General features: G+C 66.4%; 22 protein-coding genes and 2 tRNA genes. 12 read left to right on the top strand and 12 right to left on the bottom strand.

What is annotated here, in order from left to right:
• Positions 1–90 precede the first annotated feature (90 nt).
• Entirely contained in the window at positions 91–2,067 is a 1,977-nt protein-coding gene (locus QRT08_RS04600; protein ID WP_286044733.1) for a 3-hydroxyacyl-CoA dehydrogenase/enoyl-CoA hydratase family protein, read from the bottom strand.
• Positions 2,068–2,222: 155 nt separating this feature from the next.
• Positions 2,223–2,657 carry a universal stress protein gene (locus QRT08_RS04595; RefSeq protein ID WP_286044732.1) on the bottom strand — a complete coding sequence of 145 codons (435 nt, stop codon included), beginning with the start codon at positions 2,655–2,657 and terminating at the stop codon, positions 2,223–2,225.
• Between the two features lie 115 nt (positions 2,658–2,772).
• Between QRT08_RS04595 and QRT08_RS04590 the strand changes: the two genes are divergently transcribed.
• Positions 2,773–3,363, top strand: coding sequence for a DNA-3-methyladenine glycosylase family protein (locus tag QRT08_RS04590; RefSeq protein ID WP_286044731.1), 591 nt, complete (start codon positions 2,773–2,775; stop codon positions 3,361–3,363).
• Between the two features lie 6 nt (positions 3,364–3,369).
• Here the strand turns inward: QRT08_RS04590 and QRT08_RS04585 are convergent, their stop codons facing one another.
• Positions 3,370–4,734 (bottom strand): RimK family alpha-L-glutamate ligase, encoded by a 1,365-nt coding sequence (locus QRT08_RS04585; RefSeq protein ID WP_286044730.1) that lies wholly within the window; start codon positions 4,732–4,734, stop codon positions 3,370–3,372.
• Positions 4,735–4,818: 84 nt separating this feature from the next.
• Between QRT08_RS04585 and QRT08_RS04580 the strand changes: the two genes are divergently transcribed.
• The 5 genes from QRT08_RS04580 to QRT08_RS04560 all read left to right on the top strand — a co-directional run bounded on the left by QRT08_RS04580 (position 4,819) and on the right by QRT08_RS04560 (position 9,483).
• The gene (locus tag QRT08_RS04580) at positions 4,819–5,835 is read left to right on the top strand and encodes a succinylglutamate desuccinylase/aspartoacylase family protein (RefSeq protein WP_286044728.1); all 1,017 of its coding nucleotides are present in this window, start codon (positions 4,819–4,821) and stop codon (positions 5,833–5,835) included.
• A gap of 93 nt (positions 5,836–5,928) precedes the next feature.
• Positions 5,929–6,321 (top strand): succinate dehydrogenase, cytochrome b556 subunit, encoded by a 393-nt coding sequence (gene sdhC / locus QRT08_RS04575; RefSeq protein ID WP_286044727.1) that lies wholly within the window; start codon positions 5,929–5,931, stop codon positions 6,319–6,321.
• The gene (locus tag QRT08_RS04570; RefSeq protein WP_286044726.1) at positions 6,322–6,690 is read left to right on the top strand and encodes a succinate dehydrogenase hydrophobic membrane anchor subunit; all 369 of its coding nucleotides are present in this window, start codon (positions 6,322–6,324) and stop codon (positions 6,688–6,690) included.
• A 1-nt stretch (position 6,691) separates the two neighbouring features.
• Positions 6,692–7,573, top strand: coding sequence for a succinate dehydrogenase/fumarate reductase iron-sulfur subunit (locus tag QRT08_RS04565; RefSeq protein ID WP_286044725.1), 882 nt, complete (start codon positions 6,692–6,694; stop codon positions 7,571–7,573).
• Between the two features lie 50 nt (positions 7,574–7,623).
• On the top strand, positions 7,624–9,483 hold the full coding sequence (locus QRT08_RS04560) for an FAD-binding protein (RefSeq protein WP_286044724.1): 1,860 nt from the start codon (positions 7,624–7,626) through the stop codon (positions 9,481–9,483).
• A 4-nt stretch (positions 9,484–9,487) separates the two neighbouring features.
• On the opposite strand, the gene QRT08_RS04555 is transcribed toward QRT08_RS04560, so the two are convergent.
• From QRT08_RS04555 to QRT08_RS04540, 4 genes are all read right to left on the bottom strand, one after another.
• Complete coding sequence (locus QRT08_RS04555) at positions 9,488–10,780, bottom strand: 5'-deoxyadenosine deaminase (protein ID WP_286044723.1); 1,293 nt, start codon at positions 10,778–10,780, stop codon at positions 9,488–9,490.
• A 1,316-nt stretch (positions 10,781–12,096) separates the two neighbouring features.
• A tRNA-Thr gene (locus QRT08_RS04550) sits at positions 12,097–12,170 on the bottom strand.
• Between the two features lie 17 nt (positions 12,171–12,187).
• A complete protein-coding gene (locus tag QRT08_RS04545) occupies positions 12,188–12,658 on the bottom strand; it encodes a GNAT family N-acetyltransferase (protein WP_286044722.1) in 471 nt (156 codons plus the stop codon).
• Positions 12,659–12,704: 46 nt separating this feature from the next.
• Positions 12,705–13,256 (bottom strand): CBS domain-containing protein, encoded by a 552-nt coding sequence (locus tag QRT08_RS04540; protein WP_286044721.1) that lies wholly within the window; start codon positions 13,254–13,256, stop codon positions 12,705–12,707.
• A 124-nt stretch (positions 13,257–13,380) separates the two neighbouring features.
• Here QRT08_RS04540 and udk point away from each other — a divergent pair, with 124 nt between their 5' ends.
• Entirely contained in the window at positions 13,381–14,148 is a 768-nt protein-coding gene (gene udk / locus QRT08_RS04535; protein WP_286044720.1) for a uridine kinase, read from the top strand.
• Here the strand turns inward: udk and QRT08_RS04530 are convergent.
• On the bottom strand, positions 14,145–14,465 hold the full coding sequence (locus QRT08_RS04530) for a DUF5785 family protein (protein ID WP_286044719.1): 321 nt from the start codon (positions 14,463–14,465) through the stop codon (positions 14,145–14,147). The two genes, udk and QRT08_RS04530, sit on opposite strands and share 4 nt — an antisense overlap.
• An 89-nt stretch (positions 14,466–14,554) precedes the next feature.
• Between QRT08_RS04530 and QRT08_RS04525 the strand changes: the two genes are divergently transcribed.
• Positions 14,555–15,322: a CPBP family intramembrane glutamic endopeptidase gene (locus tag QRT08_RS04525; protein WP_286044718.1), complete on the top strand. Its 768-nt coding sequence runs from the start codon at positions 14,555–14,557 to the stop codon at positions 15,320–15,322.
• Between the two features lie 218 nt (positions 15,323–15,540).
• Here the strand turns inward: QRT08_RS04525 and QRT08_RS04520 are convergent.
• Positions 15,541–15,624 (bottom strand) — tRNA-Ser (locus tag QRT08_RS04520).
• 270 nt (positions 15,625–15,894) lie between these two features.
• On the opposite strand from QRT08_RS04520, the gene QRT08_RS04515 reads away from it, so the two are divergent.
• Together QRT08_RS04515 and QRT08_RS04510 are read left to right on the top strand one after the other, a co-directional pair.
• Positions 15,895–16,383 (top strand): ester cyclase, encoded by a 489-nt coding sequence (locus tag QRT08_RS04515; RefSeq protein ID WP_286044717.1) that lies wholly within the window; start codon positions 15,895–15,897, stop codon positions 16,381–16,383.
• 205 nt (positions 16,384–16,588) lie between these two features.
• On the top strand, positions 16,589–18,178 hold the full coding sequence (locus tag QRT08_RS04510) for a DUF7282 domain-containing protein (RefSeq protein ID WP_286044716.1): 1,590 nt from the start codon (positions 16,589–16,591) through the stop codon (positions 18,176–18,178).
• Positions 18,179–18,226: 48 nt separating this feature from the next.
• Here the strand turns inward: QRT08_RS04510 and QRT08_RS04505 are convergent, their stop codons facing one another.
• Positions 18,227–18,964, bottom strand: coding sequence for a hypothetical protein (locus QRT08_RS04505; RefSeq protein ID WP_286044715.1), 738 nt, complete (start codon positions 18,962–18,964; stop codon positions 18,227–18,229).
• Between the two features lie 45 nt (positions 18,965–19,009).
• Complete coding sequence (locus tag QRT08_RS04500; protein WP_286044714.1) at positions 19,010–19,717, bottom strand: CAP domain-containing protein; 708 nt, start codon at positions 19,715–19,717, stop codon at positions 19,010–19,012.
• Between the two features lie 126 nt (positions 19,718–19,843).
• Here QRT08_RS04500 and QRT08_RS04495 point away from each other — a divergent pair, with 126 nt between their 5' ends.
• Both QRT08_RS04495 and QRT08_RS04490 read left to right on the top strand, forming a co-directional pair.
• Positions 19,844–20,044 carry a hypothetical protein gene (locus QRT08_RS04495; RefSeq protein WP_286044713.1) on the top strand — a complete coding sequence of 67 codons (201 nt, stop codon included), beginning with the start codon at positions 19,844–19,846 and terminating at the stop codon, positions 20,042–20,044.
• Between the two features lie 343 nt (positions 20,045–20,387).
• Complete coding sequence (locus QRT08_RS04490; RefSeq protein WP_286044712.1) at positions 20,388–20,615, top strand: hypothetical protein; 228 nt, start codon at positions 20,388–20,390, stop codon at positions 20,613–20,615.
• Between the two features lie 4 nt (positions 20,616–20,619).
• On the opposite strand, the gene QRT08_RS04485 is transcribed toward QRT08_RS04490, so the two are convergent.
• On the bottom strand, positions 20,620–21,249 hold the full coding sequence (locus QRT08_RS04485) for a uracil-DNA glycosylase (protein WP_286044711.1): 630 nt from the start codon (positions 21,247–21,249) through the stop codon (positions 20,620–20,622).
• Positions 21,250–21,257: the final 8 nt, after the last annotated feature.

Genomic DNA, 21,257 nt, shown 5'->3' with positions numbered 1-21,257 from the left:
ACCCGATGTGCCTCACGCCAGTGAGACGGCTGCGCCAACGCACCCTACCGTTCCCGGCAGATTTGTTTAAACGTTCCGTTCCGTGCCGGCTTATTTACCTTCGAACTCCGGATCCCGATCGCTCTGGAAGGCCGACAGTCCCTCCCAGAGGTCGTCCGTGGTGAACAGGTGGCCGAACGCGCTCGCCTCGAACTCGAGTCCCGCGTCGATGTCGTCGCGGCCGGCGAGCATCGCGCGCTTCGTGAACCGCTGGGCGATCGGCGGACCCGCCGCGAGGTCGCGCGCGAGTTCCCACGCCCGGTCCTCGAACCCGTCGGGGGAGACGACCTCGTTGACGAAGCCGTAGTCGGCCATCGTCTCGGGATCGTAGTCGTTTCTCGCGGTGAAGATGATCTCCTTGGCACGGCCTTCGCCGACGATCCGGGGGAGCCGCTGGGTTCCGCCCCAACCGGGCATGAGGCCGAGGTCGTGTTCGGGCTGGCCGAACCGGGAGCGCTCGGTGGCGAGGCGCATGTCGGCACAGGCCGAAAGCTCCATCCCGCCGCCCAGACAGTAGCCGTCGATCGCGGCGATGACGGGCATCGGGACCTCCTCGAAACGGCCGAACACGTGCTGGCCGCGCCGCGCCAGTTCGGCCGTTTCGAGGCCGCTACCGGCGGCGGCCGTCGACGCGTCGAAGCCCGCCGAGAACGCGCGGTCGCCCGAACCGGTCAGGAGGACGGCGCGAACGTCGTCGTCGTCGACCAGTCGGTCGAGGGCGTCGTCGATCTCCTCGATCATCCCGGTCGTGATGGTGTTCATCCGGTGTGGACGGTCGATGGCGAGGTGGCCGACCCGTCCGTCGACCTCGACCGCGATGGCGTCGTACTCGTAGCCGTCCGATTCGGCTTCGTCATCGTCCGCGTCGTAGAAGCCGCCCGCCTCGGCGCGCTCGCGCAGGTACTCGTCGGGTCGGTATCGTTCGTGGCCCGTCTCCTCGTGGGCCGTTTCGAGCGTCTCGAGCAGCGTCTCGATCCCGTACTCGTCGACGACCGTGACGGGGCCGTCGGGCCACCCGCCGCCGAGGGTGACCGCCTCGTCGATCGACTCGGGCGGAGCGACGTCGCCGCCGATCAGCTTCGCGACCTCGTTGGCCATCGACGCCAACAGCCGTCTCTCGACGAACTCCGAGCCCTCGTCGGCCGGTATCTCCGCGCCGGGGCCGTCCTCGTAGTCGTAAAACCCCTTGCCGGTCTTCTTCCCGAGTTCCTCGTTCTCGACCTTCTCGGCGAGCAGCGGCGCGGGCTCGTAGGCGTCGCCGAGGACCTCGTGCATGTACTCGAGGACGTGGTAGCTCACGTCGTTTCCGACCTGGTCGCCGAGTTCGAACGCGCCCATCGGGTGGCCGATGTCGAACTTCGTCGTCGAGTCGACCTCGGTGATGGTCGCTTCGCCCTCGCTGACGAGCCACGCGGCCTCGTTCATCAACGGGACGAGGATCCGGTTGACGATGAATCCCGGGCTATCCTTGTGGACGCGAACCGGGGTTTTGTCGAAGTCCTCGGCGAGCGATTCGGTCAGCTCGAGCGTCCCCTCGTCCGTGTGGGCGCCGGAGATCACCTCGACGAGCGGCATTCGAACGGGCGGGTTGAAGAAATGCATCCCGCAAAAGCGCTCGGGGCGGTCGGTCACCTCCGAGAGTTCGGTGATCGACAGCGAAGAGGTGTTCGTGGCGAACACCGCACCCTCGGGGGCGTAGCGCTCGACCTCGGTGTAGACGTCCTTCTTGATCTCCATCTGCTCGGGGACCGCCTCGATGAGGAAGTCGGTGCCGGAGACCGCCTCCTCGACGTCGACGACCGGGGTCACCCGATCGAGGGCGGCGTCGGCTTCCTCCTCGGTCAGACGGTCCTGTTCGGCGAGTTTTCCGAGGCTCCACTCGATCTGCTCGTAGCCGTTCCGGACGAATTCCTCCTTGATGTCCCGCATGTACACGTCGTAGCCCGCGATCGCGGCGACTTCCGCGATCCCGTGGCCCATGTTGCCCGCCCCGAGAACCGTGATGGTGTTGACGTCGTCTAACTCCATACCGTCCGTGTGGCTGGAACCCGTTTCAACGTTTCCCTCTCCGAGATTAACAACCCACGATCCGTTTATTCCTCCGCCATCGTCGGGTTCGGAACGGAACGACCGGGTCGGTCGTCTACGGATCGTCGTCGGGTCGGTCGACGGGTGACGCCCCGTCAGCGGACGATCGTCACGGGGACGGGTGCGCGTCTGGCCACCCTTTCGGCGACGCTCCCTAGCAGGATCCGTGACGCGCCCGAGCGACCGTGACTGCCAAGGACGACGTGATCGACATCCTGTTCCTCGGCGTACTCGACGATCGCCCGGGCCGGCTTTCCGACGCGGGTGGCGGTGTCGATCTCGACGCCGTGGTCGCTCGCCACCTCGCGTGCCTCCTCGAGCAGGGTCTCCGCCCGGCGTTTGTGCTGCTCTCTGACCTCCTCGACGTCGAGCGGGACGCTCAGTTCGCCGCCGGTGTAGATCGCGTCGTCGCTCGGATCCATCACGTGCAACGCGGTGATCTCGGCGCCGGGGTACTCCCCGAGCGCGAACTCCAGTGCCTTCGTCGAGCGTTTCGAGTCGTCGATCGGGACGAGAACGTGTTCGACCATACACACGATGAGGCCGAGAACGACCAAATAAGCTCGGGTAGCCGGCGATCGCCACCGATCGGGTCCGGGGGTCGAGGACCGACACGGTCAGGTGGTTCGGATCCCAATCCCGTCCATGGACGACGCGCTCTCCCGCCTGCGCGAGGACCCCGTGATGGCGGCGGTGATCGAGGAGCACGACCCCTACACGGAACCGGAGTGGGACGAGGAGTTCGAGCGTCTCGTCGTCTCGGTGATCAACCAATCGATCTCGACGGCCGCCGCGAACGCCGTCAAGGAGCGTGTCTACGCGCTGTTCGACGGCCCGATAACCCCCGAAGCCGTCCTCGACGCGGCCGACGCCGACCTCGCGGCGGCGGGACTCGGCGAACAGAAGACGAGGTACGTCAACAACGCCGCCGAGGCCTTCCTCGAACGCGACCTGACCCGTGAGGGCCTGGCCGATCACACGGACGCGGAGGTCATCGAGGATCTCACGGCGATCCACGGCATCGGCGAGTGGACCGCCCGGATGTACCTCCTGTTCGTCCTCGAACGCGAGGACGTCCTCCCGCTCGGCGACCTCGCGGTCCGGCGGGGGATCGAAGAGCTGTACAACGACGGTGGGGAACTCTCACGAAGCGAGATGCGCGAGATCGCGGAGGCCTGGCGGCCCTATCGATCGACGGGAACGAAGTACGTCTGGGCGGCCTACGAGGCCGACTGAGCCGGCCTACTCGAGTTCTTCCTCCTCTTCCTCTTCCTCTTCCCGGTCGGGGTCGTAATCCTCGGCCTCGGCGCGACGGCGGACGTCGACCTGGTAGTTCTCGAGGATGTCCCGTCCCAACAGCAGGGCGTAGTCCATGTGGCTGCGGTCCTCGATGCTCGCGGTGACGGTGTGCTGGTTGCCGCTGACCCCGACGACGAGGTCGACGACGGGGCGGGACTTGCTGGACTTCGAACTGCCCGAGCGGACCCGCGTGATGGATTTGATGGGGCCCGCGCCGATCTCCGCCGCGAGGCCGGTGTCGATGCTGGTTCGGGCGGCGCCGGTGTCGGACTTGGCGATCACGGTCCTGCTCCCGCTGGTCCCGCTGACGAGTACCTCCTCCGTGTAGCCGATGCTGACGGCCTCCTCGCGGATCTGTTCGGCCTCGGGCGGCATCGAGGCGGGCCGCGAGTCGTCGAGCGTCGCCGAGAGGTCCGCGACCCGTTCGGGATCGACCTCGCCGCCGCCGAGTTCGATCGCCAACTGTGCGATGTATGGCGCGGGGCTGACGTTCGACGCCTTGTACAGCCCCCGGAAGCCCGCCGTGGGGTTGACCTCGAGGACGAACCAGCCGTCCTCGCCCTCGATGAGGTCGACGCCGGCGTAGTCCAGTCCCACTACATCGGCCGCCGTGGTCGCCATCTCGACGACGGTATCGGGGAGTCGGTCGCTCGCGTCCTCGACGTCCCCGCCGAGGGCGACGTTCGTCCGCCAGTCGTTCTCGGGGGCGTAGCGGTTCATCGCGCCGATGATCCGGTCGCCGACGACGTAGACGCGCAGGTCGCGGTGGTGTTCGCCGTCGCGCTCGATGAGTTTCTGGAGGAACGCCTGGCGGTTGCCGACGCGCGGGTTGACCGTCTCGTCGGGGCCGATCTTCCAGGTGCCGCCGCCGTGGGTGCCGATCGCGGTCTTGTAGACGACCTCCTCGCCGAACTCGCCGCGACCCTCGTTGAGCCGGCGATTGTCGAGCGCGAGCAGGGCGTCCGGCACCGGCACCCCGGCGTCGGCGAGTTTCACGCCGGTCGCGAACTTGTGCAGCGCCGTGAGCGTCGCCTGGGGCTTGTTGAGCATCGGGCGAAGCGACTCGTAGGTCGTCGCGAGTCCGAGTTCCTCGCTGGGGTGGCCGGTGTTCGAGAGCAGGAGTCGGTTTGCGATCACGTCGACGTCGGGTTCGAGATGCACACCCTCCGAGTCGATCTCGATCGCGGTGTTCTCCTGTCTGATCCACTCGCCCTCGTGACCGAGGTCGTCGACGGCGTTCAGGATGGCTTTCGTCTCCTTGCTGCTGTGCAGGCTCAGCACCCCGACGCGGACACTCCCTGTTCCCATACTCCCGACAACTCGCGGGGGGTGCAAAAACGTTGCTTGTCCCGTGTGGGCGCTTACTTATACGCTGCGGACACAGATACGGCTATGACACCGCCGCCCTCCCCGTTCACGTACAACGGTGGGACGGTCGCCCCCGGCGAGACGGCGAACATCCGCTACACCGTCAGCGAGACCTACCTCGGGGACCCCGTCCGCATCCCGGTGACGATCGTCAACGGCGAGCACCCCGGCCCGACGGCGTGTCTCACCGCGGCGACCCACGGCGACGAACTGAACGGCATCGAGGTCGTCAGGGCCGTGGCCTACGAGTGGGACCACACGGAGCTTCACGGGACGATCGTCTGTCTCCCCGTCCTGAACGTCCCCGGCTTCCTCGCTCAGCAGCGCTATCTCCCCATCCTGGACCGCGACCTCAACAGATCGTTTCCGGGCTCCGAATCGGGAACCAGCGCCCGGCGGATGGCCCACCGGATCTACACGAACTTCATCGAGCCGTGTGATTTCGTCCTCGACTTTCACACCTCGACTCGCGGGCGGAACAACATGCTCCACGTCCGGGCGAACATGGAGAACCCCGACGTCGAGCGTCTCGCGAACGCCTTCGCCTCGAACGTCATCATCGCCGGGCAGGGGCCCGAGGGGACGCTGCGCTGCGAGGCGACCGACGACGGGGTCCCGACGGTGACCATCGAGATGGGCGGGGCCCACCAGTTCCAGCGCGACCTGATCGACCAGGCGCTCACGGGCGTCGAGAGCGTCTTCGCGGAGTACGGGCTCCGCCCGAAGACGCGGGTCCGCTGGCCGGGGTGGCGGACCGTCATTCAGGACGACCTCGAGAAGACGTGGATACGGGCGGACTCGGGCGGGATCGTCGACATGCACCACCGACGCGGGGCGCTCGTCTACGAGGGCGACGCCATCTGTACGATCACCAACCCGTTCATGACCGAGAAGGACGTCGTCGAGGCACCGTTTACCGGCCTGCTCGTGGGCGTCCTCGAGAACCCCGTCGTCTATCCGGGCAACCCGCTGTGTCACCTCGTCGAACTCGACGAGGCCATCGAACACATCGTCTCGTCCCAACACCCGGTCGGGGAGTGAATCGCCTCCAAGAACCGTCACGAGCGCCATCGAGTCGGTCGATCGTGCGAGGTAGTAACCTCTTTAGTCCACGAGTCCAAGGCCCAAGCAGGAATGAGTCAGTCGTACAATCGCGGCCTCATCGAGGACTTCGGCCGGTGGCGGGAGTTCACCGCCGGCATGTGGGCGTGGATCTTCCACAAGTTCACCGGCTGGGTTCTCGTCGGATACCTGTTTACACACATCGCCGTCCTGAGCACGGCCACCGTCGGGACGGGGGCGTACACCGAGACCATCCAGGGGCTCGAGAGCCTCTTCATCGTTCGCGTCCTCGAGGTGGGTCTGCTCTCGGTCGCGGTCTTTCACATCCTGAACGGCGTTCGCCTGTTGATGGTCGACCTCGGGGTCGGCCTCGAATCGCAGGACAAGAGCTTCTACGCGGCGCTGATCGTGACGGGCGTCATCGCCATCGCGAGCGTCCCGACGTTCGTCGAGGGGGTGTTCTAGATGGCGGAGCGCTACTCCTCGTTCAAGCCAGGCGGTACGCTCTGGTTGCTCCAGCGCGTGACGGCGGCGTTTCTGGTCGTCGTCCTCGCCTTTCACTTTTTCCTCCTTCACTTCGTGAACCACGCCTCGGAGATCACCTTCGCGGGCAGTCAGTACCGGATGGGCGATCTGGGCTACTACTCGCTGATGGTGCTGTTCCTGATCACCGCGACGTTCCACGGCGTCAACGGCGTCTACAACGCGCTGATCAACCAGGGGCTCGACGGCACCCAGAAGACGGTCGTCAAGTGGATCCTCGTCGTCGCGGGCGTCGCGCTGATCGTCCAGGGGATCCGAACGGCAAACGCACTCGCGGGCATCACACTCTAACATGAGCACACAAGTTCCACAGGAGCAAGAGGAAGCGGAGGTCGACGCGGGCGAATCGAGGCCGCGCTCGCCACATCAGGAGCGTCGCCTTCAGGAGAAGGCGTCGAAACGCGAGGAGGGACAACGGGAGAGCGAGGAACGCGCACGAGAGGGCGAGGAGACCGTCGAGATCAAGGTGTTCCGGTACGACCCGGAGGTCGAGGCCAAACAGGAGCCGCGGTTCGACACCTTTCACGTTCCCTTCGAGAAGGGGATGACCGTCCTCGACGCGGTGATGTACGCGCGCGATCACTACGACTCGTCGCTCACGTTCCGCCACTCCTGCCGGCAGGCGATCTGCGGGTCGGACGCCTTCTTCATCAACGGCCGACAGCGACTGGGTTGTCAGACCCAGATCGCCGAACTCGACACCCCCGTCAGGATCGAGCCCCTGCCCCACCAGGAGGTCGTCAAGGACCTCGTCGTGGACATGGACTCCTTTTACGAGCAGATGGAGGCCGTCGAGCCGTACTTCCAGACGAACGAACTCCCGGAGGGCGACCTCGAGGAACAGCGCCAGAGCCGCGAAAACAGGGAGAAGATCAAGATGGGCACGCGGTGTATCTGGTGTGCCTCGTGTATGTCCTCGTGTAACATCGCGGCGGGCGACGACCAGTATCTCGGCCCGGCGCCGATCAGCATGGCCTACCGGTTCGCGATGGACGAACGCGAGGGCGAGGACATGAAGGAACACCGCCTGCGGATCATCGAACAGGAACACGGCGTCTGGCGGTGTCAGACGCAGTTCTCGTGTACGAACGTCTGCCCGAAGGACATCCCGATCACCGAGCACATCCAGGGACTCAAGCGCGAAGCGGTCAAGAAGAACCTCAAGTTCTGGTAGGATCGCAATACAGACCACAGCCTCAATACGACACACTCCAATCACCAACCATGCACGAACACGACGTACTCGTCGTCGGCGCTGGCGGTGCCGGCCTCCGGGCCGCGATCGCGGCTCACGAGGAGGGCGCGGACGTGGCGATCGTCACGAAACTCCACCCCGTTCGCAGCCACACCGGCGCCGCGGAGGGCGGCATCAACGCCGCGCTGCGCGACGGCGACTCGTGGGAGGACCACGCCTACGACACGATGAAGGGCTCCGATTACCTCGGGGACGCCCCCGCGATCGAGACCCTCTGCCAGGACAGCCCCGAGGAGACGATCCAACTCGAACGCTGGGGGATGCCCTTCTCGCGCGAGGAGGACGGCCGGGTCTCCCAGCGCCCCTTCGGCGGCCTCTCGTTTCCCCGAACCACCTACGCCGGCGCGGAGACGGGCCACCACCTGCTGCACACCCTGTATCAGCAGGTCGTCAAACGCGGGATCGCGGTCTACGACGAGTGGTACGTCAGCCGACTCGCCGTGACCGAGGATCCCGATCCCGAGAAACGCGAGTGTCACGGCGTCGTCGCCTTCGACGTGCAGACGGGCGAAGTAGCCGGCTTCCGGGCGCGAAACGGCGTCGTCCTCGCCACTGGTGGACCGGGGCAGGTCTACGACCACACCACCAACGCCGTCTCCTGTACCGGCGACGGCCCCGCGATGGCCTACCGCGCGGGCGTTCCGATGGAGGACATGGAGTTCATCCAGTTCCATCCCACCACGTTGCCCTCGACGGGCGTGTTGATCTCCGAGGGCGTCCGCGGCGAGGGCGGCATCCTCTACAACGACAAGGGCGAGCGGTTCATGTTCGAACACGGCTACGCCTCGAACTCGGGGGAACTGGCCTCCCGCGACGTGGTCGCGCGCGCTGAACTCACCGAGGTCAACGAGGGCCGCGGCGTCAACGACGAGTACGTCCACCTCGACATGCGTCATCTCGGCGAGGAGCGCATCATCGACCGTTTGGAGAACATCCTGCATCTCGCGGGCGACTTCGAGGGCGTCGACGGGCTGGTCGAGCCGATGCCGGTCAAACCGGGCCAGCACTACGCGATGGGCGGGATCGAGACCGACGAGAACGGCGAGACCCTCGTTTCGGGGCTGTACGCCGTCGGCGAGTGTGCCTGCGTGTCGGTTCACGGCTCCAACAGGCTCGGCGGGAACGCCTTGCCCGAACTCATCGTTTTCGGCGCACGCGCGGGGCGGCACGCCGCCGGGACGGACCTCGGCGAGGCGATCATCGAGACCGGCCGGACCGAGGACACCGAGATCGGCGAGGTCGACACGCCGGTCGCACCCGGCGCGATCCACACGGATACGGACGACGAGGCCGTCACGGACGGGGGCGACCCCCGCGGCGAGGGCGCGAGCGTCATCCCCGAACCCGTGGAGATCGTCGAACGGGCCGTCGAGGCCGAGAACCGGCGGATCGAGCACCTGATGGAGAAAGACGAGGGCGTCCAGCAGGCCGAACTCCGCGAGAAGCTCCAGAAGACGATGACGCGGAACGTCAACGTCTTCCGGACCGAGGCGGGGCTCAAGCAGGCGCTTCGGGACATCCGAGAGGTGCGAGAACAGTACCAGGACGTCTACGTCGCCGATCCCTCCCGTACCTTCAACACCGACCTCCAGCAGACCATCGAGATGCGCAACCTGATCGACACAGCCGAGGCCATCACCCTGGGCGCGCTCGCCCGCGACGAGTTCCGCGGCGCACACTGGCGCCAGGAGTACCAGGAGCGTCGCGACGAGAAGTGGCTCAAACACACGCTGCTGTCGTGGAACGACGGCACGCCCGAACTCTGGTACAAGCCGGTGATCCTCGAGGGCGAGGAGAAGACCTACGAGCCGAAGATCAGGAGCTACTGACCGTCTAGACGACCGTCTCCGCCAACTCGGCGGCCCGTTCTCTCACCGCGTCCGCGTCGACGGTCGTCGGCTCGCCGTCGTCGTACAGCACCTCCCCGTCGACCATCGTAAAGCGCACGTCGTCGCCGTGGGCGGCGAACACGAGGTGCGAGAGCAGGTCGTGGATCGGCGTCGCCCGCGTCAGGTCGGTCGAGAGGCCGACGACGTCGGCGCGCCACCCCTCCCGGAGTTCGCCGATCCGGTCGAACCCCGCCGCACGAGCGCCGTTCGCCGTCGCCATCTCGAAGACGCGTCTCGCGGGAAGGGCGGTCGGATCGAGCGCGTCGACTTTCCCCAATAGACTCGCCTGACGCATCTCGGTGTACGGATCGAGGGTGTTGTTACACGGCGGCCCGTCGTTGCCGAGCGCGACGTTGATCCCCCGATCGAGGTACGTCTCGACGGGGGCGACCCCGCTCGCGAGTTTCATGTTCGAGGAGGGGCAGTGGACGACGTGGGTGCCGGTCTCGGCGAGGATCCCGCGTTCGCGCTCGCTCGTGTGGACGCAGTGAGCGAGTACGCAGTCCTCGCCGGTGAGGCCGACCTCGTCGAGCCACTCGACGTTCTCCATTCCCGTCTCCTCGCGCACCGCCGCGCACTCCTCGCGGTTCTCGCTGGCGTGGACGTGGATCCGAAGCCCGTACTCGTCGGCGAGGTCGCGTACTCCGCGGAGACACGCTTCGGTACAGGAGAGCGCGAACCGGGGGGTGACGGCGTAGCGGATCCGGCCGCCGTTCGCGCCGTCGTAGCGACGGGCGAGTCGCTCGCTCTCGGCGAGTGCGGCGTCGGTGTCCTCGCGCAGGCCCTCGGGAGCGTCCTTATCCATCAGCACCTTGCCGAGCAGCCCCCGAATCCCGACCGCGCGGGCGGCCTCGAACGCCCGGTCCGCGTGGGCGACCGAGAGGTGGTCGATACAGGTCGTGACGCCGCTCTCGACGAGTTCGAGGTAGCCCAGCAGCGCCGCGACCTCCATCGCCTCGGGGCCCATGTTCGCCTCCATCGGGAGGACGTACTCGTAGAGCCACTCGAGCAGCGCGGTGTCGTCGGCGATGCCGCGCCCGAGGCTCTGAACCGAGTGGACGTGCGCGCCGACGAGTCCCGGCACGAGCACGTCGTACGATCGACGCACGTGGTCGGGATACCGATCGGCGAGGTCGGCCGCCTGGCCGACGGCGATGATTTCGTCGCCATCGATGACGACCCCGCCGTCTTCGACGACCGTCGAGGCGTCGACGACGACCGTACCACTAAGGAGCATGACGAATCATCCGGGGGCGCAACCTATATACCAACCGACCCCTGGTTTCTTGTCCACAAATATCCTCCAGCGGCGCGAACACGTTCGTGAGCGCCGCTAAGGGGAAAAGGGATTCGAGCAGACCGGACGCAGTCCGTGAGCGTGAGCGAGCGAAACCGTCCGGACGAGTTCGAATCCCGCCCCTTCCGTCGCGTGTCACCAGCGGACGCGAACGACCCGTTCCACGACGACGGGGCCCGCCCTCCGGGTCATTCGAATTCGAACCGGCCGTGGGCAGAGAACCATACTTTAGTTCACATATGAAAATAAATATATTTTTATAGCATCTCGTCGTATCGTATTTTGGAGGTGAATACGTGTGTCATCGATGTTGATCATCACGCTGGTCGTGCCGCTGGCGGTCGCGCTGTTCGTGACCGAGTGGCTCTTCGTTCCCCGCTCGCAGTAGACCGATCCGATCGTCTTCTCGGTTGACCACGGTTCCCGTTCGAAGCGTGTCCTCTCGAGCGTTCTACGGACGGTGGATGGGGGCGAGTCGACTCTCGCCCCGGACAGGAGACTGTGCCGCGTGTTCAGGCGGACCAAGCGGGGGTGGGCGGCGAGTGGTGGCAACCTGCGTACCACGCCCCCACACCGTGCTGGCAGTCTGCCAGCGGATACTGCTACATCCGGCGTTCATATAGATATACAGACACTAACCGGTCGTATGGGTCGGCCTATCCTCGACGAGGAGGTGGCTAATTCCCGGCGAACGGCGAGCAGTGCTCGTCCGTTCTACTACATCGAACGGCGGTCACAATCCGTCCGATATGGACCCACCCGCGGCGCGATCGAGACGTTCCGAGACGTGTTCGAGGCCGGGACCTTCCAGAAAACGGGGAACATACCGCCGCCGGCCGGTGAGATCACGGAGTCACCCGCTCGGGCGAACGGTCGCGGTCGAGCAACGATGAGTGCGGGAGTCCTCACACCTCCCTCTTTGGCTCCGGGATAACGTACAGCGGAAGAATGAAGCGGAACGGATATCTCTCCACGCCCGGTGTGTCACGTTGTCGCAATCCATGAAAGAGACTGCCCTTCGACTCACGATTCGCTATCACCGAATCGCCATACTCCTGGCGATCGTCGCACTGTTCCTCCTCGTCGGCGCTGCCGGTGAGGTGGCTGCACACGGTCCGTGTCACGCGAACGCCGGGAACGTCCCGTCCGACGTCTGCACTGACCTCCCCTCTCAAGAGGCTCCACGAAACTAGTACCGATCGCTTACCCCGTCTCGACGTTTTCTCTGTGACGACTGCGGGGGCCTCTCGTTCCGAAGCCAGAGGAGGGATTTGAACCCCCGAACTCCCGATTACAAGTCGGGTGCTTGAACCGCCCAAGCTCCTCTGGCGCGTCTGTGTGCTGTCGCTACGGGGTGTTATCGGTTTCGACTCGTTTTTCGAGTTCGACCCGATGCGGGCGGTACTCCCGGTCGGCGTAAAAGCGCCGTGCGTCCTCGTTGTCGGCGAGCACCTCCAGTCCGACCACCGCTGCACCCTTCTCCGTCAGGGTCGTCTCGGCTGCGTCCATCAGCCTCGTACCGATCCCTTCGCCGCGTCTGTCGGGCACGACGAAGAGGTTGTGGACGATCCCGCGGGTCGTCTCGACGACGTAGAGGCGGTACTCGATGGCGAACATCACGAATCCGACGATCCGGTCGTCCGAGCGGGCGACGAGGAGGTTCCCGTCGGCGATGTGACGGCCGAGCGCCTCCCCGATCCGCTCGCGGTTCGCCTCGCTCGCGAGGCGCGAACCGAAGGTACGCTGTCCACGGGCGAGTTCGACCCAGAGGTCGGCGACGGTAGCGGCCTCGTCGAGGTCCGGCGTTTCGATCCGCATCGATCGAAAGGAGACGCGCGAGCACGAAGAACTACCCGATGGCCGGTCAGACCCCGCGACAGTCCGCACAGATGACCTGCCCGTTGACCGATTCGAGTCCGGGCATCAGCGAGCCGCAGACCTCACAGACGCTCTGTGTGGTGTACTCGGGGTCGTCCACGGTCGTTCCGGCTTCGGGAGCGGACATCGTCTCGGGTTCCCGCTCCGACGCCGATAGAAGCGACGCGGCGGCCGTGATCACGTCCTGTGACGTGAGGACGCCGACGATCCCTTCGCCGTTCCGGACGAGCAGCTGTCGCCTGTCCTCCGTCGAGAGCGTGCTCGCCGCGTCGGAGAGCGGAACGTCCGGTTTGACGCTCGGGCCGGGGCCGGACATCACCGACGCGATGCTGGCGTCGGTGGGGATCGATCCGGTGGTCGTCGCCCGCAGGAGGTCGCGCTCGGTGACGGTGCCGACGGCCTCCGGGCCCCGGAGGACCACGACGCCGCTGACGCCGTCGTCGATCATCACCTCGATGACGTCCCCGATCGTATCCGATTCGCTCACCCCCACGTAGGCCGTGGTCATCGCGTCTCTGACGGTGAGATCTTCAACCATGTGTGGATCTTTAGCACAGGCGGTCTAAAAGCTATTCCCGGCAGAGTTATGCCCGTGTGAGTGATACTTCCACGGTCGGTGCGGAACCGGGACGTTGAAAGCCTCGCGCGTGTCAGGTCCGGTGATGACCATCCCCTCGTTCGTGCTCGGGATCGCCGGCGGGACCGGTGCGGGCAAGACCACCGTCGCCCGGGAAGTGACCGACGCGCTCGACGGCAGCCCCGGTGGACGCGCGGCCGACTTCCGAACGGATGCCGGGGAGGGTATCGGACGAGGTTCTGCCGACCGGCGGGGATCGCCCGGCGATGGCTCGGTGACCCACATCCCGCTCGACAACTACTACGCGGACCGGTCGGATCTCCCCTTTTCCGAACGTCGGACGATCAACTACGACCACCCCTCGGCGTTCGACTGGGACCTCCTCCGGACGCACCTCGATCGTCTCCTTTCGGGCCGACCCATCGGGATGCCCCAGTACGACTTCGAGGCCCACACCCGCACCGACGAGCGCGTGCGCGTCGAGCCGACCGACGTGATCGTCATCGAGGGGATCCTCGCGCTCTACGACGAGGCGATCACGGAGATGCTCGACCTGCGCATCTACGTCGAGACCGACGCGGACGTGCGGATCCTCCGGCGCATCCGCCGCGACGTCCTCGAACGCGGGCGGAGCCTCGACGGCGTGATCGAACAGTACCTCTCGACGGTGAAGCCGATGCACGAGCAGTTCGTCGAACCGACGAAAAAGGAGGCGGACCTCGTCATCCCCGAGGGGGCCAACACGGTCGCGGTCGACCTCCTCGAGGCGGCGATCACGGCGGCCCGCGACCGCCGGTTCGGAGAGTCTCCGGCCGGTGGCTCGGAGCCACCGCTGATCGAGTACGACGACTAGGCCGACTTCCGCTCGGGGTTCGCGCCGACGGGGTGGTAGTCCCAGAGTCCGCCCTCGCGCATCGCGCGGCCGACCGCGCGGTGGAACTCGACGATGTCGGCGACCTCCTCGGTGTCGACCCGTTCGAGGATCTCCCGGGCGGGGACGACCTTCGCGTAGTTGATGCGGATCGGGTCGTCGCCGTGGTCGGCGAGGAACTCCTCGAACCGAAGGGGGAAGTCCCCCTCCTCGTCGACCTTCTTGGCGAAGATCGCCATCCCGTACTTGCGCATTCCCTCGCTGCCCTCCTCGCCGTCGGGGTCGTGCGGCCAGTCCATACCCGGGATGGGCGTGACGGGCGAAAAAAGGTTACTGTGTGTCGCCCTCGAACGACAGGGAAAAGGTACGCCGGTCCGAACCCCCGTCAATGGTCTCTCGAACGACGGACGCGGGTCCGCTCGCGTACGCCACCACGCTCGTCACCGTTCTCCTGATCGGCTTTGCGGGGTTCGCGGTCGGATCGATCCTTACCCTCGTCGCCGCCGGTCTCCTCGGGACGATCGGAATCGACGTGTTCGGCAGGCCGGTCCTCCAGATCGTCGTCGGCGTCGTCACGCTCCAGGGGCTGGGGTTCGGCTCCGTCGCGTTGTTCTACCTCTCGACCCGCGTCGAGGGACTCGGCCTGTTGATGCTCTCGATGCCCGACCTCCGGGACGCGATCTGGGTCGCCGCCGGACTGATCGCGCTGTTCGTCGCGCTGATCGGGATGAGTCTCGTCCAGACCACGTTCGGGATCGAGTCCGCCGATCACAGCCTGCAGGAACTCGGCACCCAGAACCCGGAGATCCTCCTCGTCCTCGTCCCGTTGTCGCTCCTGCTGGTCGGACCCGGCGAGGAACTCCTCTTTCGGGGCGTCATCCAGCAACTGCTCAGGCTCCGCTTCGGGGTCGTCGTCGGCATCGCCATCGCCAGCGTGATCTTCGCCGTCGCCCACGTCGGCTCGCTCACCGGCGAGGGGCTGGCCGCGACGCTCTTCACCTACGTCGTCCTGAGCGTGATCCTCGGCGTGAGCTACGAGTACAGCGAGAACCTCGTGGTCCCCGCCGTGATCCACGGCCTGTTCAACGCGATCCAGTTCCTGTTGCTCTACTGGGCGACCACGACCGGCAACGCCCCCGTGGTCCTCCTCGTCTGATCCCGGCGTCGTTCGTGCAACGACACGGCGATCGTTCGATCACGCTATCTCAGTCGAAAGCGCCGTGGAAAAGCGGCGGGGATGGGATTTGAACGCCGTCTGAGAACCTGCGCTCCGCGCAGAACCCCTGTCTACTTCAAATCCTCGTTCACGATTTCGCGCTCACGGCGTCCCGAACACACGCTTCGCGGTGTTCGGCGAACTGTTCGTGAGAAATACGGTGGGGATGGGATTTGAACCCATGGGGCCTCTCGGCCACCTGCTCTCAAGGCAGGCGCGTTCGTCCGCTCTGCCACCCCACCTCTAGAGTACCGTCGAACCCCGCTCCCGTATGGCGGTATCCACGACGCACGTGACGGGCATCGGGTGACCGTGCCGAACGCCAGCGAGCCGTCACCGCGCGACGGGAGCGCTATCGACGGTGTAACACTCGTCTCCGGGCCCTCAAAAGAGTTCCTGAACGCTACCGCTCTCGGCTACCGCGGCCACGACCCCTCGAACGGTGGTTGCCGACCGGTCGGGCTAGCTCGCGCTACGGTTATCCCCTCGCGAGTCCTTACTGATTGTGCACAATGAGCCCACAAGCCTTCGCCGACGAGAATCAGGAGATCGCCGAGCGCGTCTTTACCGACCTCCTCGACGGCCACGACCTCGACCTCGTTTCCGAACTGTACGCCGAGGACTGCGTCTTCTACGGGATGAGCGGCCCCGAAGCGATCGATCGCGATGAGTACGAGGCGTTCCTCGCGATGTACTTCGAGGCGTTCCCGGACCTCTCGTTCGAGATCGAGGAGATGATCAGCGACGACGGCCGCGTGAGCGTCCGCTGGACCTCGCGTGGCACCCACGAGAACGACCTCATGGACGTTCCGGCGACCGGGAAGTCGGCGACCGTCACCGGGATGTCGTTCGTCCACGTCGAGGACGGGCGGATCGTCGAGACCTACAACAACCACGATCGGCTCGGACTCCTCGAACAGCTCGGCGCGATCCCCGACTCGCCCCGGAAGGTCGTCCGCATGATGCTCGGGCAACTGAAGGGTCGCCTCACCGACCGATAGAACCGTCGGTGTCCCGACTCGACGCGGGTGAGCGCCCTTCTTCGGGCGTCAGCTATCGAGAACGGTCGCCCTCCGTCTCGTTTCCATTCCGGATCAGCTCGTACCGCCGTCCGGCTTCATTACATCCAATTATATAAAATATTATTTATAGAGATATGGAAACCGTGATCTCCTCAGGGGCCGTTTACTACTAGGGAGATGTGTTGTGAAACGACGTAGCGTACTCGGAGGGTTGTTCGTACTGGGTGCCGGCACGGCCGGATGGGCGTACAGGGCTATCGGCGGTGCGCGAGCGGCGGAGCACGTCCCGGAAGGGTCGGAGTCGGTCGAACCCGGGGCGACGGTCGAGGGCACGCTCGCCGACGGGGAGGAGGCGTGGTACACGATCGAGCTTGCGGCCGAGGACACGCTCGGCGTCGTCTTCGACTCGGCGTTCGGCGAGTGGACCGAGCAACGCGCCGAGATCGGCGTGTACGACCCCGACGGGGCCGTACTGGATTCGGCGGCGGTGACCGCGAACGAGCCGATCCGGACGGCCATCGGTGCAACGGTATCCGAACCGGGGACGTACGCCGTCCGGGTCGCGTCCGTAGACGGGGAGGTCCCCTACTCGGTGACGATCGACGTCGCCGACGAGGACCCCCACGAACCGAACGACACCCGCGAGAGCGCGACCGAGATCGCCCCCGGCGAGGAGGTCGATGGCGTGGTCGTCGGCGACGAGGAGGACTGGTTCGCCTTCGACGCCGTCGCGGGGGAGGGTATCGAACTCGAACTCACCGTCCGCGACCTGGCGCTCAATCGCGACGTCGAGATGACGCTGTTCGATCCCGCGGGAGCCGAGATCGGCGCGCTTCCGACCGACAACCCGAACCGCGGCGCGTATCGGACCGACTACGAGTTCCTCGCGACGGTCGGCCTCCCGCCGTCGGTGGACCCGTCGGTTGTCGGCGCGGACGTCGCCGAGGAGACCGGGACGCACTACGTTCGGGTGAGCGAGATCGGACCCGATGCTCTCAACGGAGAGATACACGGCTTCGTCGCCTACACCCTCGCGGTCGAGACGGTCGTCCTCGACGAGTTCGACCCGAACGAACGGCAGGAGACCGCGACGCGACTCGAACCCGGCGAGACGATCGAGGCCGTCATCGCCGGCTACGACCGCGACTGGTACGCGTTCGACGCCGAGGAGGGCGACGAGATCGCCGTCGACTACGGGTTCGTCGACACCACCGACGGACTGTTGGGCACCGAGCGCGAACTCCACGGGCCGACCGGTGAGGTCGTGACCGACCTCCTCGAACCGGTGATCGCACCCGCCTCGGGGACGTACTCCCTCCTCGTCACGCCCGACGACGACACCACCGCGAGGGACTTCGTCGCGAAGGAGACCTACCGGCTGACGGTCACCGTCGGCGGGGATCCCACGCCAACCGACCGGGCAGAGGTGACCGTCACCGATCAGACGTCGGACGGGACGTACGTCATCGTCGACGGGGCGACGCTCCCCGAGGGCGGGTTCGTGGCGATCCACGACGGGACCCTGCGCACGGCGGACGATCCGTTCGGGAGCCTCCGCGGGGTTTCGTCGTTCCTCGGGGCGGGGAGCCACGACCGGATCGGGGTGGCCCTCGACGAACCGCTCGCGGAGACCCAACGGGTGTGGGCGATGCTCCACCGCGACACGAACGGGACCCGGACGTTCGACTTCGGTGCGACTGCGGGGGACGAGGACGGCCCGTACACGCTCGAGGGTCGTCCGGTGATCGCCGACGCCTGTATCACCGTCGAGTAGGCCGTACCGCCGACCGAACGCGAGGTCCCGACGACTCCGCTGTTCCCCTCAGTCCTCTCGAACGAGCTCGTCGCCCTCGACGCGCAGCCCTCGGTCTCCGATCCATTCCGTGGTGTGCGGCGGGACGATCCGCTCCGCGACGCGGCGTGCCCGGATCAACGAGACGACGGTTCGGAGGTCCGCTCCGGTCTCGACGACCGGGAGGACGGGGAGGAAGTCGGTGTCGAGGCCCGCGTCGCTCGCACGCCACGCGAGCGTCTCGATCTCGGGGGGCTGGTAGGCCCCCTCGAAATCGATCGGTTCGGTGAACCCGGCGAAGTACACCCGTCCCCTCGTGGCGGGACCGAGGACGACGGGGCTGTTCCTGAGCTTCATCGCCGCGCCGTCGATGTGGGTCCGAAAACAGAACGGCGCGGTCGGGGTGACGACGGCGGCCGAGGCGACCTCCTCGGTTTCGAGCAGGTGGGAGACGGTGTTCCCGACCCTCGCCGCGCGGGTCGACCCCACCTGAGTCTCCACACGCGGCGGTTCCTCGAGCACGCCGTCGAGGAGGTCGCGGATCTCGGCTTCGGCGTCGCCGCCGGCGTGTTCGTCGGGGAGCAGGTCGTCGGGCCGGTAGTTGACGAGCAGTTCGCCGCCGCTTCGCTCGACGGCGAGACACACGTCCGAGAGCATCGCCCCGTAGAGGTCGGCGGCCTCCTCGGTCGATATCGGGCTCGTTTCGATCAGTCTCGACAGAACGAGTCCAGAGCGTGGCGGGTCCGCGAAGACGGCGACGGTGGTCATGGTCGGGAGTCGACTCGCTATCCCCTTCAACCCGTGGATACCGGCTCAGGTCGTCGTACAGAAGTTCTGGGTGGCGTCGATCCGGCCGTCGGCCATGTAGACGCCGATCCCCTCGCTGTCCCAGCCCTCGCGGAGGATGTTCTCGCGGTGGCCCTCCGAGTCCATCCAGCCCTGGACGATCCGCTCCGCGATCTCCTCTGCGGAGTCATCGGAGCCGAAACCGGTCTGGATGTACGCGAGGTTCTCGCCGACGGCGCGACACTCGCTCGGGTAGAGGTCGCCGAAGCGGTCCGCGGGCGACTCACCCTCCGGGTTGGTGTGGCTGAAGTAGTCGCGCTCGTTCATGTCCTGGCTGTGGGTTCGGGCGACCGACGCGATCTCGTCGTCGTGTTCTAGCTGGGAGAGGCCGTGTTCGGCACGGATCTCGTTGACCTGCGAGTGGATCTCGGCTTCGACCTCGTCGGAGGTCACGTCCCCGGCGGAGGTCGTCCCCGGATCGCCCTCCGGGGGCGACGAACCCGGCGGCGCCTCCGGCGGTTCGCCGCCCTCGCTCTGTGCGGGCACCTCCCAGACGAACGGCGAGTCGATGAACCACTCGGGCGGTTCGACCACGTCCTCGACGACGGGCGAGTCGACCCCGCTCGTGTCGACCAGCCCCATCAGCGAGGCCGACCAGATCAAGCCGAGCAGGAGGCCGACGAACAGCACGAGGCTCAACAACGAGAACACCGCGCCGATCAGTCGCCGGATCATGGCGCTCCTCTGTGATTCGACCGTCCCCATCCCGAAACGCGGGTAACCATCGAAGGTAGCTATGGGCCGGGAGGCCATAAGCTACCGGACGGATCGTTTATGACGCGGTAGCACGACTCACGAGCCATGCGCGCAGGCTCGTTCGCGGTCGCCGCCCTGCTGGTCGGGACGGCGCTCCTCGCGGTCGGAGCGCTCGTGACGCTCGCGACGACCACGCTCGTCGACGCGGGGGCGGTCGGCACGCTCGTCGTCGTGGTCCTCGCCGTTCTCGCCGCGGTCGTCCTCGGGACGTGGGCGGACGAGAAGCCGCGGACGCCCTACTGGTAACGAAAGCCCTCGTCCGAATTTGGCAGTCCGGGCCCGCGGTTCGAGGCGCGTAGCGTCTCGCTGTCCTCGCCCTTTTCATGTCGCTACGAGAGACCGCAGAGCGATCCCTCGGCGCTGAGCGGCGACGATGTCGCCGCGAGGTCCGCGGAAACTCTGTTCCCGCGAGATCCCGGAAATCTTCGATTTCCGAGGACCGCCAGGACAGCAGGCCGCGGTGCGCGGCCGCGCACCGCTATCCGGGAATGCCAGCCCTCCCCCGTTCACTTCGCGGCCGCTGGCCGCGAAGCGAGGCCGCCGCTCCGGCGGTCCGAATCGTTATGTATCAGAAAACAGTAGTGTATGTATGCCGCGGAACCCCGTCGAGCGGAACGTCGTCACCAGGTTCATCCTCGGGTTCGCCGTCCTCACGCTGATGTACGTGGTCGGCGGTGCCGTCGCCCGGCCGCTCGTCTCGGTCGCCGGTCCCGTCGCCGGTTTCGCGGGCGTGTTCGTCGGCGCGCTCGCCGCGTTCGTCCTCTTTGCCCACTGGTATGCCCGCTACGACGCCTCCTTCGAGGCGGACGCGGAGTGACTCCCTACCGACCCTGTCGCCCCTTCGTCTGGCGGTAGTCCCGGCCGAACAGGTCCGAGAACGCTTCGAGGAACGCTTCCTGCTGCTCGTCGGTCGCCTCCGCGGGGTGGACCGTCGGCACGATCTCGAATCCCCGGCCTCTGATCTCGGTCGCGTGATTCTCCTCAATGTCGAACTCCTCTGCGGGCGTCGTCGTGTACTCCGCCGTGATCTCCCGCAGGGCGCGCTCGCCGACGGGGACGATGATCTCGGGGTTGATCATCCGGATCTCGGCGTTCAGGTAGGGTTCGCAGTTTCCGATCTCCGCGTCCGTCGGCGGGCGCTCGGGATGGCGACACCGCGTCAGGAGGGTGAGGTAGGCGTTGTCGAGTTCCGGCTCTTCGCCCGGGTCCTGACCCGCGAAGTCGAGCGCACGCAACACGTCCTGAACGGCCTCGCCGCGGTCGTCGCCGAAGAAGGGGATCCCCGTCTCGTCGGCGCCCGGAGAGGGTCGTTCGCCCACGAAGAGGAACTCCGCACCCACGTCGCCGTAGCCGTGGGCGATCTTCTCGCGAGTTTCGCAGAGCTCGGGACAGTTCGTGCACGCCTCGTCCATCCCGAACGGATTGCTCGCCGAGAGCTGATTGGCGTCCATACTTATGG

The sequence above is a fragment of the Halalkalicoccus sp. NIPERK01 genome, assembly GCF_030287405.1.
Taxonomy (GTDB): Archaea; Halobacteriota; Halobacteria; order Halobacteriales; family Halalkalicoccaceae; genus Halalkalicoccus.
Note: the sequence above shows the minus strand (reverse complement) of the source record. Positions and strands in the feature narration are given on the sequence as shown.